This is a genomic window from uncultured Maribacter sp. (assembly GCF_963977385.1).
GTDB lineage: Bacteria > Bacteroidota > Bacteroidia > Flavobacteriales > Flavobacteriaceae > Maribacter.
This window is the reverse complement of the sequence record NZ_CAXBOU010000002.1, coordinates 158,495-173,586: the sequence shown is the minus strand read 5'-3', so window position 1 is coordinate 173,586 and position 15,092 is coordinate 158,495. Positions and strand designations below refer to the sequence as shown.

The 15,092-nt window shown below is 33.2% G+C and carries 14 protein-coding genes; 3 read left to right on the top strand and 11 right to left on the bottom strand.

Features of this window, described 5'->3' with window-relative positions; all coding sequences use genetic code 11:
* Positions 1–282: 282 nt before the first annotated feature.
* Positions 283–477 carry a cold-shock protein gene (locus AAC084_RS04085; protein ID WP_282111699.1) on the top strand — a complete coding sequence of 65 codons (195 nt, stop codon included), beginning with the start codon at positions 283–285 and terminating at the stop codon, positions 475–477.
* 1,116 nt (positions 478–1,593) lie between these two features.
* On the opposite strand, the gene AAC084_RS04080 is transcribed toward AAC084_RS04085, so the two are convergent.
* From AAC084_RS04080 to AAC084_RS04060, 5 genes are read right to left on the bottom strand one after another with little or no spacing between them, the layout of a single operon-like run.
* Positions 1,594–2,061 carry a cupin domain-containing protein gene (locus tag AAC084_RS04080; protein WP_027067150.1) on the bottom strand — a complete coding sequence of 156 codons (468 nt, stop codon included), beginning with the start codon at positions 2,059–2,061 and terminating at the stop codon, positions 1,594–1,596.
* A 7-nt stretch (positions 2,062–2,068) separates the two neighbouring features.
* The gene (locus AAC084_RS04075) at positions 2,069–2,839 is read right to left on the bottom strand and encodes a carboxymuconolactone decarboxylase family protein (protein ID WP_339837272.1); all 771 of its coding nucleotides are present in this window, start codon (positions 2,837–2,839) and stop codon (positions 2,069–2,071) included.
* A gap of 10 nt (positions 2,840–2,849) precedes the next feature.
* Positions 2,850–3,323, bottom strand: coding sequence for a cupin domain-containing protein (locus AAC084_RS04070; protein WP_027067148.1), 474 nt, complete (start codon positions 3,321–3,323; stop codon positions 2,850–2,852).
* Between the two features lie 11 nt (positions 3,324–3,334).
* Complete coding sequence (locus AAC084_RS04065) at positions 3,335–4,450, bottom strand: alpha/beta fold hydrolase (protein WP_027067147.1); 1,116 nt, start codon at positions 4,448–4,450, stop codon at positions 3,335–3,337.
* A gap of 46 nt (positions 4,451–4,496) precedes the next feature.
* Positions 4,497–5,258: a hypothetical protein gene (locus tag AAC084_RS04060; protein WP_339837269.1), complete on the bottom strand. Its 762-nt coding sequence runs from the start codon at positions 5,256–5,258 to the stop codon at positions 4,497–4,499.
* Between the two features lie 150 nt (positions 5,259–5,408).
* On the opposite strand from AAC084_RS04060, the gene AAC084_RS04055 reads away from it, so the two are divergent.
* A complete protein-coding gene (locus tag AAC084_RS04055; RefSeq protein WP_339837266.1) occupies positions 5,409–6,323 on the top strand; it encodes a helix-turn-helix domain-containing protein in 915 nt (304 codons plus the stop codon).
* A 589-nt stretch (positions 6,324–6,912) separates the two neighbouring features.
* A complete protein-coding gene (locus AAC084_RS04050) occupies positions 6,913–7,035 on the top strand; it encodes a hypothetical protein (RefSeq protein ID WP_339837264.1) in 123 nt (40 codons plus the stop codon).
* A 396-nt stretch (positions 7,036–7,431) separates the two neighbouring features.
* On the opposite strand, the gene AAC084_RS04045 is transcribed toward AAC084_RS04050, so the two are convergent.
* From AAC084_RS04045 to AAC084_RS04020, 6 genes are all read right to left on the bottom strand, one after another.
* Positions 7,432–8,118, bottom strand: a complete 687-nt coding sequence (locus AAC084_RS04045) for an RloB family protein (protein ID WP_339837261.1) — start codon at positions 8,116–8,118, stop codon at positions 7,432–7,434.
* Positions 8,111–9,391, bottom strand: a complete 1,281-nt coding sequence (locus AAC084_RS04040; RefSeq protein WP_339837258.1) for an ATP-binding protein — start codon at positions 9,389–9,391, stop codon at positions 8,111–8,113. Before AAC084_RS04040 ends, AAC084_RS04045 begins: the two co-directional genes overlap by 8 nt.
* A gap of 816 nt (positions 9,392–10,207) precedes the next feature.
* On the bottom strand, positions 10,208–10,984 hold the full coding sequence (locus AAC084_RS04035; protein WP_339837256.1) for an AbiV family abortive infection protein: 777 nt from the start codon (positions 10,982–10,984) through the stop codon (positions 10,208–10,210).
* A 281-nt stretch (positions 10,985–11,265) separates the two neighbouring features.
* A complete protein-coding gene (locus AAC084_RS04030) occupies positions 11,266–12,900 on the bottom strand; it encodes a hypothetical protein (protein WP_339837254.1) in 1,635 nt (544 codons plus the stop codon).
* 46 nt (positions 12,901–12,946) lie between these two features.
* Positions 12,947–14,269 carry a Qat anti-phage system QueC-like protein QatC gene (gene qatC / locus AAC084_RS04025; protein WP_339837252.1) on the bottom strand — a complete coding sequence of 441 codons (1,323 nt, stop codon included), beginning with the start codon at positions 14,267–14,269 and terminating at the stop codon, positions 12,947–12,949.
* 2 nt (positions 14,270–14,271) lie between these two features.
* Positions 14,272–15,090 carry a hypothetical protein gene (locus AAC084_RS04020; protein WP_339837249.1) on the bottom strand — a complete coding sequence of 273 codons (819 nt, stop codon included), beginning with the start codon at positions 15,088–15,090 and terminating at the stop codon, positions 14,272–14,274.
* Between the last annotated feature and the right edge of the window lie 2 nt (positions 15,091–15,092).

The window sequence follows — 15,092 nt, the reverse complement described above, 5'->3', positions numbered from 1 at the left end:
GTGTCCGATAAGATATTCTACGTAATACGTATTGTCTTCAGAAAGGAGAACAAAATTTTGGTCAGCAGTCAAATCGGTTATTTTATAGGACTAAAATAAAATATTTTTTTATGTGATCCTAATGAATGTGCTTTTAATTTGATGTGAGGATCATATAATCGGTAATGAACACAGATTAATAGTGCTAATGCCTCCCGTAAAACATAAAATTATTCATGTTTTCAATTTGTGGCATCATAATTGAAATGTGTATAGTAATTATTAATATTTAATTATAGTACAATGAGTAAAGGAACAGTAAAATTCTTCAACGATGCAAAAGGCTTCGGATTTATTACAGAAGAAGGTTCAACGGACGATCATTTCGTTCACATTTCAGGATTAGTAGATGAGATACGCGAAGGCGATGAAGTCGAATTCGAATTAACCCAAGGAAAAAAAGGATTAAACGCAGTAAACGTAACAGTTATAGATTAAGACGCTTAAACTTTAAATGCAATGCCCATCAGCAATGATGGGCATTTTTTTTGTGAATAAACCTCAATTATTTATTTAAGTATATATAAGGAATATTAAAGTGAACAATGCCATCGCATCAGCTCGCTCAAAATTTAAGAAATACTTAATTTCTGAAATTTCTGACGTATTTTACATACGCGAGTATTTATAACTATCCAGTAGATGATTATAAATATCGACGAGATGAAGCAGATGGCATTATGTATTCAATGTTTCAAAATTCGAAGTAGGGAATGTAGATGTTATTGTAGTGATAGGCTCCTTAATAATTTCTATTTTACATAATATAAATTATAGTACAAAGTATAGCATTTGAACCACACAAAAGAATATACGTTTGTAAGCTATAATTCTATATTATATAAAATATCCCTCAAGCTCTGAGAATCGATTAAAACTTACAACAGGGTCATTAAACTTTTTTAAGCGGTGTCTGCGACGCATATTTTCATTTGTACCATAATTTGCCGTTATGTAAAATAGCCGCTGCCAAACGCTCGATTGCTTTTTAAAATCAAATTGCTCAGGCAATTTATTTTAAACACAATTTGCCACCGCTTGCCAACGCCATTTAAAAGCTAGCATTTTAGATTCTTTCAAAATTTGAGTATTCGAGGAAATGTGTGCAAATTTTTTTTCTACGACATTCTCGTCAGCTTGCCGCAACAGCTAAAAATTACTCTGCGAGATAATTTCTTAGCCCTTGCTACTTCTCGTCTTGTTTGAAGTTTTTTTGAATGTGTTCCTAACATTATGTAAAATAGACTTTTCAGCATTGTACGCGTAAGCGTTTTTATTTATCTTTTTTTCTTGATAAAAAAAGAAACAAAAAAATCAAGGCTTACAGATAATTTTAGAAACAATGTACGGCTAAGTCGCTATATTCTAGAAATCATTTTAACTCTTAAGACCACTTTGAACTCTTTGAAACATTAAGATGGTCAACAAACCTTATAACCAGCCATCTAGAATATGGCCGCTCCCCTCGCCTATTGTTTAGCTAAAATTCTCTTAGGCCATAACGTTTACTTCAATAACCAACATTTTAGAAACTACTTTTGAATAGAAAATTATTCAGATACCATTATATTCTTCGTCTAAAACCGGTTTAAACCACTGCGCGGGTCCTTTATCGCGACTTGAAATTGCTATATGTGCAAACTCGGAATTTGGAGCGGCACCATGCCAATGTTTAATATTTGGTAAACACTTTATCGTCTCTCCAATGCGTAATATACGTTTGGGTTTTCCTTCTTCTTGATAGTAACCTTCACCTTGGGTTACGATTAATATTTGCCCTGCCGGATGTGAATGCCAATTGGTACGTGCAGCGGGTTCAAAAGTAACCAAACCGGCATACATGGTATTTAAACTGTCCGGTGCTGCCAACATATTTAACCATGCGGTACCTGTAAAATTCGAATTTTCTATTTTAGTCCCTTTCTCGAAAAGTTGAACTTCCTTTTTACTTTCCTTTGGCGTGTTACATGCTGTCAAAAGTATCAGTAAAATGGCAATAGTATAGTATCCAGTATTTTTCATGGTTGTTTTATTCAGTTCGTCTTTTCAATACTTCTGTAAGGACTGTTTTTGTTGCAAAAACATTGTCTTCAGTTGTAGTAATCACTAAGGTTTCAGTAAACTCTTTCAATTGTTCGGCTTGCCAGCCAACGTTCAATGAAAGGTTTAAGTGGCTTCTTAGCATAGGCTCTAAACTTCCCAAACTTGCAACGACGGAAATGGTCACCAGTTCACGTTGTTTAAAGGTAAGCACATCTCGCTCAAAAATATCCGCAAATAAATGCTCTTTAAGAAACCTGTCCATTTCGGGTGAAAACTTTTGGTATTCTGGTTTTCCATCTAACGGTCGTCCAACAAGTTCTTCCAAAATAGTCTTTCCTCGTTCATATTTGCTTCTAGAATCGTCAATAGTTGTGCCTTCTGGGCCCCATCCATCTTCTATACCTTTAGCCGTCCTTTCTTCCAGTACTACTAAAAGTGTTTGCAAACCGCGTATACTTCTTGGGAACCCGGCATAGGCGTACAAATGAACCAATACCTCTTTGGCTTCATTCACGGTTAGCTTATGATCTAATCCTTCATGGAGAACATCCTTGAGCTGAGATAAATTGCCTTGGGCAGTGTGACTTGCAATTTTGATCATACTTTTCTCTTGGTTGGATAAAGCATTGTCTGATGTTGCTTGTTGCGCTATTGATTGACAGCTGATAAATAATACTAACCCGAAGAATATATTCGCCGTGCGAAAGATATTTTTTAAACGCATGATAGGTACTGGTCTTGATGACGTTACTTTCATTAGTGGTGAATTAGTCGTTCAGTTGATCGGCAACACTATCATAATATTCTTGTGTTACCACTTCGGTCCATGTGGTGGGTTGTCCTCCTCCATAAATTGCTAAATAGGTAACATCACTATCTTTAGTGGAAGCATGCCAGTGCTCTGTTTCTTTATCACATTTGATCACATCACCTGCTTTAAGTATCACAGGGTCTTTTCCTCTTTCTTGATAATAACCTTCACCGTCTACGTAAATAAGAACTTGAGAGGTTGAATGTTTATGCCAGTCTAACGTAGAATTAGCCTTAAAAGTGGCTTTGGTAATATTAAAGTCGGTTTCATCATCAGCCTGTAATACACCGTTCAACCAAGCTTCGCCAATATAATGCGTATTGGGTGCCTTGAAGCCCTCGTCTTTGTATGAAGACACTTTGTAGTCCGTATTCTGGGCAAAAATGCAAATAGGAAGCATAAACAGTACTGTTGTAATTAGATTTTTCATTTCTTTTTTTTTTAGTTTAATTTCTTTTCTTCTAGCCAATTGTACATCACATCGGCTATTTCTTGATTATTTAAATCGGACATGGGAAAGTGTGTATTTCCTTTGATTCCTATTTCTGGTAACACTACTAAAGTAACGTCACCACCAGCGTCATTTACGGTTTTTTTCCATTTACGAGCCATAGAAAGAGCGGCACGCCATTGGTCTTGACCAGGGTTTTCAACCTCAGTTTCAGGGATGTAATCCCCATAATAAATTACAATAGGAATCTTGGTCAGTTTTTGAAACTCTTCCATAGAAACACCTTTAGCACGTAATGTTCCGCCCACATAAGAAATGGGCTCAGGAATGTTATCTTCCGGAAAAACAAAATTACTACCAGGTTCGTACGCTACTATAGCTTTTATTCGATTGGTCTTTAGAGCGGCACTCCAACCTTGTCCGCCACTATGGGAATGGGTAACAAGGATTCCGTCACCAATTTTTCCGAATAATTGAGAAACCGCTTCAATATTAAGATTGATGTTTAAAGGTCCCGTATCTGGAGTACTACTACGGAAGAATTGATTTAAAGCTTCAGGGTCCTTAGAAAATTGAACGTTCGGATAAAAACGTTTACCCTCGCCCATTCTGAATATGCCGAACCACAGTTGGTCTTCAGTTTTAGCTTCCAATGTTTTTGGTTCTAAGCTTTGTCCTGCCAATCCCCTTCTGGGTTGATCTAATAAATAGACAGGATACCGTTTTTTAAGGAATATACTTTGAAATCCTTCCCTGCCATCTGGAGTGCTTTGCCAAGTTCGCATGGACTGACCGTAGCCGTGCCAAAACACTAGAGGAAGCTTACGCGGTTCCGTAGGAATTTGATAAAATACCGATGCGTGGTCACCATGCAAGGTCTGCCCTTCGGTACTTTGATTTGTGGGATTAAAAGCACCATGGGCAATGGGGTCAAAAGAGCCTGGACTTTGCTTAACCGAACCACCAACGGCAAAAGTCCCCTGTTTTTGAATAGAAATAATATCATTTGATTCAACAGGAGTATCTGCTATTTGCTTGTTTTGTTCATTACAGCCAATACATAAAAGTATGCTTGTAAGTACTAATGTATATTTTAGCTTTATCATGTATTACTTTGTTTTTGTAGTCATTTTAATAAGGGTATGCCTTTTCTTAAATCTTTCTCTTTGTTGGAAAGCTATAGTTCAATAGCACGCTCCAAGTGAAATCATCATCGGGCAATATTTGGGTGCTTATGCCTTTATTTACAACACCTGTCAACGAAAATGGACATTGTTCTTTACCAATGGTCAAGAACGCTGAGGTATAATATCCGGTGAGATCGTCAGAGGTAAGATAGTAAACTTGTGGTGTAAAATTCATATAAAACGATTCTGAAATGGGAATTTGACTAAAGGTAGCATTAAGCACCAAAAAATTAGTTTCTTTTACCCCTTCATCAAAACCGCGGGCATACAGGTAATACATACCAATACTAGTATGCTTTGATAATTTATAGCTGGGTACCACTTCGGCACCTAAATATCTTCTAGATTCTAAAAGTTCTTCGGTATTTCCGTTTCTAATAACATTTACAGTTCTAAAATTCAGTCCGGGATGCGCCCCTACCCTCAGTGAAAACTTTTCTTTTTCAATCGCCTTATAGCGAAACCAAAAAAGCATCGTCCACGGTTTGGCATCGAGAGAAAAACGCATGTCAGGCTCAAAACTTAACTTTTTTTTGGTGAATTTTAAATCGAACAGCAAAGCGGGATCATCTAAAGAAAAAGAAGGAACTAATGAAACGCCATTATGGGTTATACTTGCACTTCCTCTAAAGTCATCTAAAAACCTATAGTTTTTATCTTTTGCATTTTCCTGCGCATTAGCAGTACTGAATAACAGCAATAACATTAAAATTCCTATCTTCTTCATTGTACGTGATTACAATGTCAAAATTAGCGGAAGAACTTAGGTGCGGTACTACCCAAATAACGGATGTTTATACCATAATTACAGATAATACATATGTAGCTTGATGATGTAATCGGCAATAGGTTATCTTTATTTTAAATACAATGAGTTGTGAAGAATATTTTAGAAATTAAAACCATTGCAGACTACTTTAAATTAAGAAATTACGAAGTTCTGCATCCTTTGGTAGGTATTGTCGATTTTAAAAAGGTAAACCAAACCGGATATACCAACAAATCGTACGACGGATTTCATTACAGCTGTTATGCTATTTTTTTGAAAGATGCAGTGGGTTGTAAACTTAAGTATGGCGGTAACTCATATGACTATGACGAAGGTACTTTGGTTTTTATGGCGCCCAACCAGACTATTGAACTTGGCGGTTATGAACCGGGTTTTGTACCCAAAGGCTATGCTTTGCTTTTTCACCCAGACCTATTGCTGGGTACAAGTTTGGCAAAAAAGATTCACGAATTTAATTTCTTTGCGTACTCAAGTAATGAGGCTTTGCATTTATCCGCTAAAGAGCGAAAGCTAATCTTGAGTTTATTGGAAAAAATTCAGTTTGAATTGGAACAGCCCATTGATAAACATAGCAAGAAACTGATTGTGACCAATATTGAGCTATTTTTAGACTATTGCCTTCGTTTTTATGACAGGCAATTCATTACACGTGAAGTAGTGAATAAGGGTACTTTAGAGAAGTTTGATCATCTACTTTCTCAATATTTTTCATCGGAAAAGCCAAAAATTAATGGTTTACCTTCAGTAGCATATTTTGCGGATCAGCTTCATTTATCTTCCAATTATTTTGGTGATCTGGTTAAAAAGGAAACCGGTAAATCTGCCCAAGAATTTATTCAAGCGAAATTGATAGATGTAGCTAAGGAAAAAGTATTCGACCCTAACAAATCAGTGAGTGAAATCGCATATGAACTAGGTTTTAAATATCCGCAACACTTTAGTCGGTTGTTCAAACAAAAAGTAGGGCGTTCCCCTAAGGAGTTTAGGACCTCTATTAATTAATTGAGGTTAAAACCATTTCACACACATTACACTCGCCTCCTACCGTCGGCTCGTATAATAAGTGTTCCATTACCTTTAGAAGAAAGTTTTTAGAAAGAAAAAACAAGGAAAAAAGTAGAAACTTTCGCTTTTAACCAAAGCTCAAGTTACATAACGCGGAACATTATAGTACATTTTGCATTATTGGTTTAGCCAGTGGCTGAAGCTATAATCAAGAAGGTTGGCGTGCTGGCGAAATTCAACAGAAGTTTAATCCAAGTAGCTATAATTCTATTATGTAAAATATCCCTGACGTTTATAGCTTTTAAGAGAATTACCAACAGGGTCATCAGCCTGTTTAATTTACGTAGCTTCAATATTCGTTTACAGAAAAAACTTTTTAGAAAATTTCAAATTCTCAAAAACCAACGACAAACCTTGTAGCTGTATCTATAATTAGCCGTTATGTCAAATTGCCGCTAGCCAAACGCTCAATTGCTTTTTAAAAATTTAAATGCCTTATATGGCATTTATTTTTAAACACAATTTTCCAGCGCTTGCCAATGCCAAAAAAAGCAAAACTTTTAGATTCTTTTGAAAAACACGATTTATGATAAACTTTCTGCCAGTAAATTTTTCAGGAGATTCTCGGCAACCTGCCGCAACAGCTCAAAATTTTGAAATCGACTTTTTAGGAGATTCACGAACACCTTTAAATTCAACAACTAAATAAACTTGTGAGTAAAATAAAATTTCTGAGCACTTGCTACCTCTTGTCTTTGATTGAAGCTTTTCTTTAGGTGTTCCCAATATTATGTAAAATAGACTTTCAACATTGTAACCAGTAACCGTAATGTTTTATCTTTTTTTCTTGATACGGCAAAGTATACTTTGAGCGAGATGATGCGACGGCGAAACAAAAAAATAAAGGCTTACAGATAACTTTGGAAACAATGTACGGCTCAGTCGCTATATTCTAGAAAGTATTCTAACTCTTAAGACTTCTCAGAACTTACTGAAACATTAAGTTGGTCAATAAACTGTATAACTAGAAGTCTAGAATATGGCCGCTCCCCTCGCCTATTGTTTTGCCAAAATTCTCTTAGGCCGTTTTAACTTATTTAAAAATTTAAACAGACAGGTATTTATTCAACTCTTCAACTAATAAATATACAAGTGTTATTGGGTTTTGTATGTGTGGACTAACTCCTTCATGTTGCTCAACAAGCTTTTTAGACCTTTTTATGGCATCAGTTTGATTCGCTTTGCTATTATTTTCCAAAGCAGTATATAGTTTTAGAACAAACTTTCTTTTCTTTCCATCCTTCCTGTAGTTGATTCCGAAAATATTTCCCAACTGCTCATTATAAAAATCACGATGGTTTTTTTGGTCAGTAAATTGAAAATGTAGGTAAAGCCATAGTTCAAATGAATCATTAGAATACGCACATTTCACTCCGTTGGCACGACACTTTTGTATGGCAGAATTGAAGTCATCAGCTTGGCCTACAACATCTGGCTTGACATCCATGTCGAAAATGCACCAAACTTCATCATAATTACTATCTTTCGCTAAATCAATAGTGCAATCGGCTAGTGTGGTATGAGAACATCCCATTCCATATGTTTTAACTTCAGCTGATATAGTAGGGAATGATTCAAAATACAAAGCTTCAGTTTGACCTTCACATACTATTAAAAAAGTTTTGTTAGGTTCTTTAGTTTCTTCTTTATAAGAAGTTAATCCTACTTTTTTCAACCAAGGTTTGTTGCCTCGTATATCTGTTTCTTTAATTGCTTTAGTTTTCTTACCCATTGTCTTCTAAGAAAAGTTCCTCAAAATCATTTAAAGATGGAATAGCTCCAAATTTACCGTGGATGTAGTCATTTTCGTATGACTTTGAACTTCTTACGCCTTTAAACTCTGCTAAAGAATAAAAATGACTAGCCCCGAACTTATCTCTACTTGCAAAAGAGATTTGGTCTCTTCTTAGTAACTCTGATGAAAGTAAGTTCGTGTCGTGTGTAATAAATACTAATTGCCCTTTTTTATTAGATTCCGAATTAAATAGTTCTACAATTTTTTTTGTCAATAAGCTATGAAATCGAGAATCGAATTCGTCAATGAACAATACTCCACCATTATTCATACAATTGATAATATAAGGGGCTAACTCAAACATTTTTTGTGTGCCTTTTGATTCTTCACCACTCATACTCATTATTTCAATGCCAGACTTTTTATTGTCTTCATTGAAAGATTGTTTTACCGCGAAAACATAAATTTCTTTCTCATCCTTTTTATTTAATTTCTCATTCTTTTTATCCTCATTAAAATCGATGTAATCTACATCACTAATACCCATATCTGCAGCTTTGACCAGGTCAACAAGAATTTTTTTATTTTCCTCATTCTCAATAAAATCCTCTGCATTTTTCTTGTTTCTTTCACTATCAAGCCCTGAAACTAAGACGAAATTCTTAGTGATAAAATCTACTAATTCATTTGAAATTTTACCTTTCATAACTTTAGCAATAAAAGTCAGTAATAGGTATGATGTCAAAGTCTTATTCTCGTTTGATTCTTTAAGAATCTCACTAATAATACCACCTTCGGCAAACTGAGTTTTATTGTATTCAAATTCTTCTTCTACTCTTGTAAATAAAAGTGTTTCTCTTTCAACTTTTTTAAAAAGCCATTCCGAATGAATACTTTCGCTATCGGCAACAAAGCCATATCGATAAGTAATATCGTCTTTCAAAAATTGAATTTGAAAAAAGGTGGGCTCACTTTGAGTGGCTTTGTTTAATCTAAATGGAATAATTTCCCATCTCAAAATCTTCTCTCTATTTACACTATTGGCAACAATTTTTATAAATGTTTCCAAAGCTTTGTAAATATTGGACTTCCCACTAGCATTTGCTCCGTAAATAGCTTTCGATTTTAAGAGTCTTAAATCATCTTTTCCCAAAAACAAATTATCTTGTTCAAGATGGGGGTACTTAGCTTGTAAATTCGATGCATGCATAGTTAAAGTTTCTAAATCCTTAATAGACTTATAATTCCCTACGCTAAATTCGATTAACATTAAATTGGTTTTATTTTATACGCAAATAACGAAATTTAATGAAGCAAATTACATCTTAGCCGTTAAATATGTGTGAATATTACAAATTTACCACTTAAGAAGCTATTAAGTTCTATTTCATTCCACACACATTACACTCCCCTCCTACCGTCGGCTCGTATAATAAGTGTTCCATTGCCCTTTGAGAAGAAACTGTTTAGAAGAAAAAAATAAAAGAAGATTGGAGAAAATAACTTCGCTTTTACCAAAGCAAAGTTTCATAACGCAAGACATTATAGAACATTTATAGCAAATAAGCGAATAGCGCATTTCAGCGCTATTTTACATAGTTATGTTATAAGCCCTGTAAGAGGATTATAACATGGTAATTATGTAAAAGTTAATTTGCGGAACGCACAAGCAATCGTAATTAAAATGCCGCTGCATCATCTCGCCAACAAATAAAATCAGCCACTGGCTAATCTTATTTGTCACGGGTTATGTAAAATAGCCACTAGCAAACGCTCGATTGTTTTGTACAAATAAAATGCTCTGGCATTTTTTTCTACACACAATTTCCAGCCGCTTGCCAACGCCATTTAAAAGCTAACCTTTTAGATTCGTTTAAAATTCGTGTATTCGAGGAAATATGTGCAAGATTTTTTTTCACGACATTCTCGTCAGTTTGCCGCAACAGCTAAAATTTGCAGCCGCATCAACTCGCAGCTTTTTTAATTGATATTTAATCAATCAAAAAAATCTCGTGAGCAAAATTCTTAGCCCTTGCTAACCTCTTGTCTTGATTGAAGTTTTTATTTAGATACTCATAACATTATGTCAAATAGAAGTTTGGCTTCTGGACTCGTTAAACAAATCAATCATCGTCTGTAAATGATTTGAGTTATATCCTTTTTTTCTTATCTCGATAATTTGTTCATTTAAACTATCATATAAACCAAACTCTGTTGTCATTGTTTTTAACACCTCAATGAATTTTATTCGTTCAGATTCAAATTTGTTATAATCTGGATTTAAAGGAAGTAGTATAGAACGAAATGCATATCTAACTTTTTTACAGTTCTCATAATTCCTTTTAAAATCTTGTTGAGTAATAAAATGTGGCAATATTACCCCTTCATCTTTAATATTCGAATACAATAAATCCTCTCTTAATTTATGAAGATTAGCATACCAGCTTAAATTTGAATTAGCTGCAAAGAATTTCCTAAAAAGCAAAACTCCTTTTCTAATAGCACCTTTTTCTTTTCTCATTAATGTAGGGAGTTCAAGACTCGAAACCATAAAATGAAAAAGATAAAGTACTGGATATCTTAAAGAGTGATTTTCAAACATGCCCTTTATCCCTTTTATTTCTCTAAATTTAAAATTGTTACCATCTAATGATAAAATTAAAGCCTTTAGATATTCCTCTAATGCAGTTACCATTAGAAAATTAGACGATGAAAAGTCTTCACTTCTTGATAATAGCAATGCAGATTTCCACTTTGCTTCTGCACTTAAATAAATCTGCGGGAAAATTTCTAGACACTCCTTTCTTGAAAGAGTTATGAATGACTTCTTCGATATCTGATTATCCTTATTTGAATTACTCATTCGCTTATTTTGGTAAATTACTTTTCTTTTTTTCTTGATTAAAAAAGAAACAAAAAAATCAAGGCTTACAGATAATTTTGGAAACAATCACGGCTCAGTCGCTATATTCTAGAAAGTATTCTAACTCTTAAGACTGCTTTGAACTCTTTGTAGTATTTTATCCGTCAACAAACCGTATTGCGAGCCCTCTAGAATATGGCCGCTCTCCTCGCCTATTGTTTTTCCAAAATTCTCTTAGGCCGTCTTGCCGTGATTTATTATCCAAGAGAAATATTCTGGCTTTATTCATCATCATCCTTTCTTCCTTTTCCCATAAAATAAACAAATAATACACTTACAAATGAAAGGCACATGATAAAATAAAGTGCACCATTGTTATTGCCATAAGTTATTGCTGTGTATGCCCACATTAAAATCCAAGAAACAAATATTAAGAAACTTACTGTTATGTTAATGCGAGATACTGAAAAGTTACCGGCATTAAATGCACTTGTTTTAACTTTAGGTCTTAAACTATATAAAGGTTTATTGAGCTTACTTTCAATTTCATTTATAATATTCTCCCAATGTTCTTGCCATCTTTTGCTACCTCTATTAACAAGATACCAAGCAAAAGAAAAAATACAGCCAATAGAACATATTATTAGTATGAACTCGATTTCAATTTTATTTCCTTTACTTGCTGCTATTAACGAAGCGAAAAAGCCTGCATATACTACAGCCAGGAACCCCCAAAAATATTGTGCTCTTTTCCAATAATGTGTAATTTCAAAATCGCGAAGTTCATATGCTCTTTTTAATTGTTCTTCAAGCTTAACATCAGTCATTTCTTTTTTTTTTTGAGTTGAGTCAATTAACTCCTTAATCTCTATTAAACTCCTTAAGTTAGTATTATCCTCTGTATAATAAGAGTCACAATATTTCTTCACGTCATTTGCATAATTTTTAGCAAATACTTCTAATTGGTCTATCTTAATTACAATAGCGCCTAAATCCTCAGTAAGTTTTTCCACACCTCCAACTTCAAATGGAACGCGACTTTTTTGTAATGATAGTAACTCGTTAAATAATGGTTTAAAATATGTAGTTTTTAAATCTGACAAATCAGAATCAACTACTGAACTGTTGCGAACATAATTAATGTAGTTGCTATAATCTAACCAAAAGTCGGTTAATGATTTGAAATATTGAAAGTTAAATAAGTTATAGGGCGGTATGGGATATGTTAGAATATAATTATTCCTGATGTTGAGTAAATCCGTTAGAAAGGCTTGAATGCTTGATTGAATAGAATATTTTAGCTTTACTTTTTCATCCATTTGAGAAGAATATTTTTCTCTAAGATGAGGAGTGATTTTCAAGTAAAAATCAATATTTCTATAAAAATTGAGAAATTTCTTTTCCCAATCCTTTTCATCTTTAAAAAAATGCCTAAATGACCTATAGACGGTCATGTAATCCATTTCAACTATTCTATTGAAATTCTCATTTACTGTAAAATAAGTTTGATTTGAAAAAGTTGGGTACAATAATTCTTTTTCGTAGAATATTTTTAGGTCTTTACCTTGATGTTTTATGTCTCCAATTATTGAACCTAAAAAGCTACTGATTAGCTTTAAAAAGTCTTTCTGCTCTTCAATTTTTTCTATTTTCGAATTCTCTTTTTCCTGAATTATCTGTTCTCGTTGTTCTAAAACTTGATAAATAACGAACAGAATGGAAAGGAAAGCTAAAATGCCTCCAATCAAAGCACCATAGGCAGAGATAACATGATTTCTTTTGTCAAAATCCACATTAAACCATTTCCAATCCTCTGTTTCATAAATTGCATCAATAGTTAAGAATAGTACTATCGTTATAAAAATTATAGAAACTACAATTATTGTTAATTTATATTTCTTAATTTCTTTAATCATACAATATGCTAGTCACTTCTATCACAAATTATTTTTATATCAACTTCTAGGATTGATTCATAAAGTTCCTAACCTCTTTTAACCCCCTTTTATACATATTGACATATTTTCTTATTTCGAATTCTGAAATATCCATATAACCAGATTTTTGAAAAGCTAATCTTATTTTATCTTTTTTAGAATATCTCTTAATTGCAATCTTGAATGCATTAAAATCATCATACTTATGATTTGAGCCAATAACATTCTTGACATAATTTTTAGCATCATCTTTATTTATTAAATACATAGAAGACCTTCTAATTATACACGGTACGCAATGACCACATTGTCTTTCTTTTTCACCTTTCCATTGTTGGTAGTATCCTGGCTTTGAACAAGAAAGTGTTTTATTAATGTTTTCAGAAACAAATTTTGGCATTTTAGTTTTTGCAAACATCTCTCCTTTGGTCATAAACCTATAAGGATTAATGATCCTATTATTGATTCCTACTATTTCAAATATTTCATTTAGAGAAGATATATATTTTGGATGCGTAGTTTTTGTGCTGTGACTACCTCCTCTTGCTGGAGTTAAAGGTAAATTCAATGAAATTAATCCGTTTTCGGGGATAATCACTTCTGTATTATCACTTGAGGAGTTCGCTACAAGAAGAGCTAAAGAAAGAAATAGTATTGAGCGCGCTCTTTGAGTTCTTTCTCCTAAAAGAACATCATTTTTGCGAGCTTGTACAAAGAAATAATAAGGTAAAATTTCTTTATCTGCTACTTCATTCTGTAATAAATTAACCAGCTCTTTTTGGGTAGTTAATTCTCCTGAATTTCCTCCTTTATGATGTGATATAGTCGCTAAGCTATTTTTATTTGACATTATATCAGAAATACCAATAAATGAGTCCATTCCTCCAGAAAATAAACAAACTTTATCAGTACGAAATTCTGATATTGTAAAACTTGGAAATGGCTTTTTACACTTTCTAAAATTTAATATCCATTTATCTCCACTTAAAAAAGAAAGCGTTCTTTCAAACTGCTGTTTAGAACTATTCCATTTTTCTAGATTATAGACGGGAATATTCAATTCGATATATCTACTCCAACCATAATGCCCAAATTTTTCTCTATTGGCAGCTTGGTCTATTGCATAGGCAGCCATTGAGATATTAGCAAAATCAATTGCCAAACTATTTGGACATAATTTAAAATTTTCTTTACTGGAAAGAAAATTAAAAATATTATGTCTAACAATAGATTTCTTTAGTTTTGAATCTTTCGGATTAGTAATAATAGAATCTAGATAAAAACAATGTTCATTAGCAATTGAATATTTATCTGATTTATTTTCTTTTAAAATAACTGATACTTTCATATTTAGATAAGGGAATAAGCGTCTTCAAATATTTTGTTAATAATCCTGTTTTTTTCCTTTAAATTCATATTTGAAAAATTTGATTCTGAGAACTTCAAATTTACTTCAGCATCGATAAAATATTCAATTTGTGTCTCAATTCCTTTAACTTCATTAGATGATAAATCTTTTTCTTCTAAAGCCGTTGTAATTTCTATTGAAATCCTTTCAAAAATATATTTGGAAATATAAAATTCTAAATATTCAGAAATCTTATTGTTATCCAAAGCATTTATTTCATCTGGATTATCGGTGTAATCATTATATAGCTTATTTATTGTTTCAACAGCAGCATAAGATGCAGCACTTCCTTCGTCCGTACCATCTAAATCAATAAAAATCTCAGTAAGCTTATTTATTGAACCCTCAGCATTTAATGAAGATATATCACCGATATTATATTTTTCTAAAGTCTCTTCAAACCCTTTTTTCGAAATAGATTCAAGAAAATCTACTAAAATTATAGCTCCTTTTTTTCCATTTTGAGCAGATTTAGCTAAGCTTTTTATTCCTCCCGAGGCCTTTCGATATTTTGATGTGAATTTTTTAAAATTACTTTTACTTGTTTCTTTTGTAAAGGCAGTAAAGCTTCGTCTGACATCACTCCAATTCATATTATCTGAGTGCTCCTCATCTTTTCCATTTTCGTCACCATTATCCTCCTGGTCATTATTATCAGAATCTGCTGCTGGAGATGGTCCATCAGAATTAGAATCACTTACCCAATCTGGAATTGGATTTGGAGTCCCTTTCGGCCCTCTATTTGGTTTGGATGTTCCCATAT

Coding starts and splice junctions, on each gene's coding strand:
- AAC084_RS04070 (WP_027067148.1), bottom strand. CDS start 3,323: ATGAAAAATCTAATTACAACAGTACTGTTTATGCTTCCTATTTGCATT.
- AAC084_RS04060 (WP_339837269.1), bottom strand. CDS start 5,258: ATGAAGAAGATAGGAATTTTAATGTTATTGCTGTTATTCAGTACTGCT.
- AAC084_RS04035 (WP_339837256.1), bottom strand. CDS start 10,984: ATGAGTAATTCAAATAAGGATAATCAGATATCGAAGAAGTCATTCATA.
- AAC084_RS04040 (WP_339837258.1), bottom strand. CDS start 9,391: ATGTTAATCGAATTTAGCGTAGGGAATTATAAGTCTATTAAGGATTTA.
- AAC084_RS04030 (WP_339837254.1), bottom strand. CDS start 12,900: ATGATTAAAGAAATTAAGAAATATAAATTAACAATAATTGTAGTTTCT.
- AAC084_RS04080 (WP_027067150.1), bottom strand. CDS start 2,061: ATGAAAAATACTGGATACTATACTATTGCCATTTTACTGATACTTTTG.
- AAC084_RS04045 (WP_339837261.1), bottom strand. CDS start 8,118: ATGGGTAAGAAAACTAAAGCAATTAAAGAAACAGATATACGAGGCAAC.
- AAC084_RS04020 (WP_339837249.1), bottom strand. CDS start 15,090: ATGGGAACATCCAAACCAAATAGAGGGCCGAAAGGGACTCCAAATCCA.
- qatC (WP_339837252.1), bottom strand. CDS start 14,269: ATGAAAGTATCAGTTATTTTAAAAGAAAATAAATCAGATAAATATTCA.
- AAC084_RS04050 (WP_339837264.1), top strand. CDS start 6,913: ATGATAAACTTTCTGCCAGTAAATTTTTCAGGAGATTCTCGGCAACCT.
- AAC084_RS04075 (WP_339837272.1), bottom strand. CDS start 2,839: ATGAAAGTAACGTCATCAAGACCAGTACCTATCATGCGTTTAAAAAAT.
- AAC084_RS04065 (WP_027067147.1), bottom strand. CDS start 4,450: ATGATAAAGCTAAAATATACATTAGTACTTACAAGCATACTTTTATGT.
- AAC084_RS04085 (WP_282111699.1), top strand. CDS start 283: ATGAGTAAAGGAACAGTAAAATTCTTCAACGATGCAAAAGGCTTCGGA.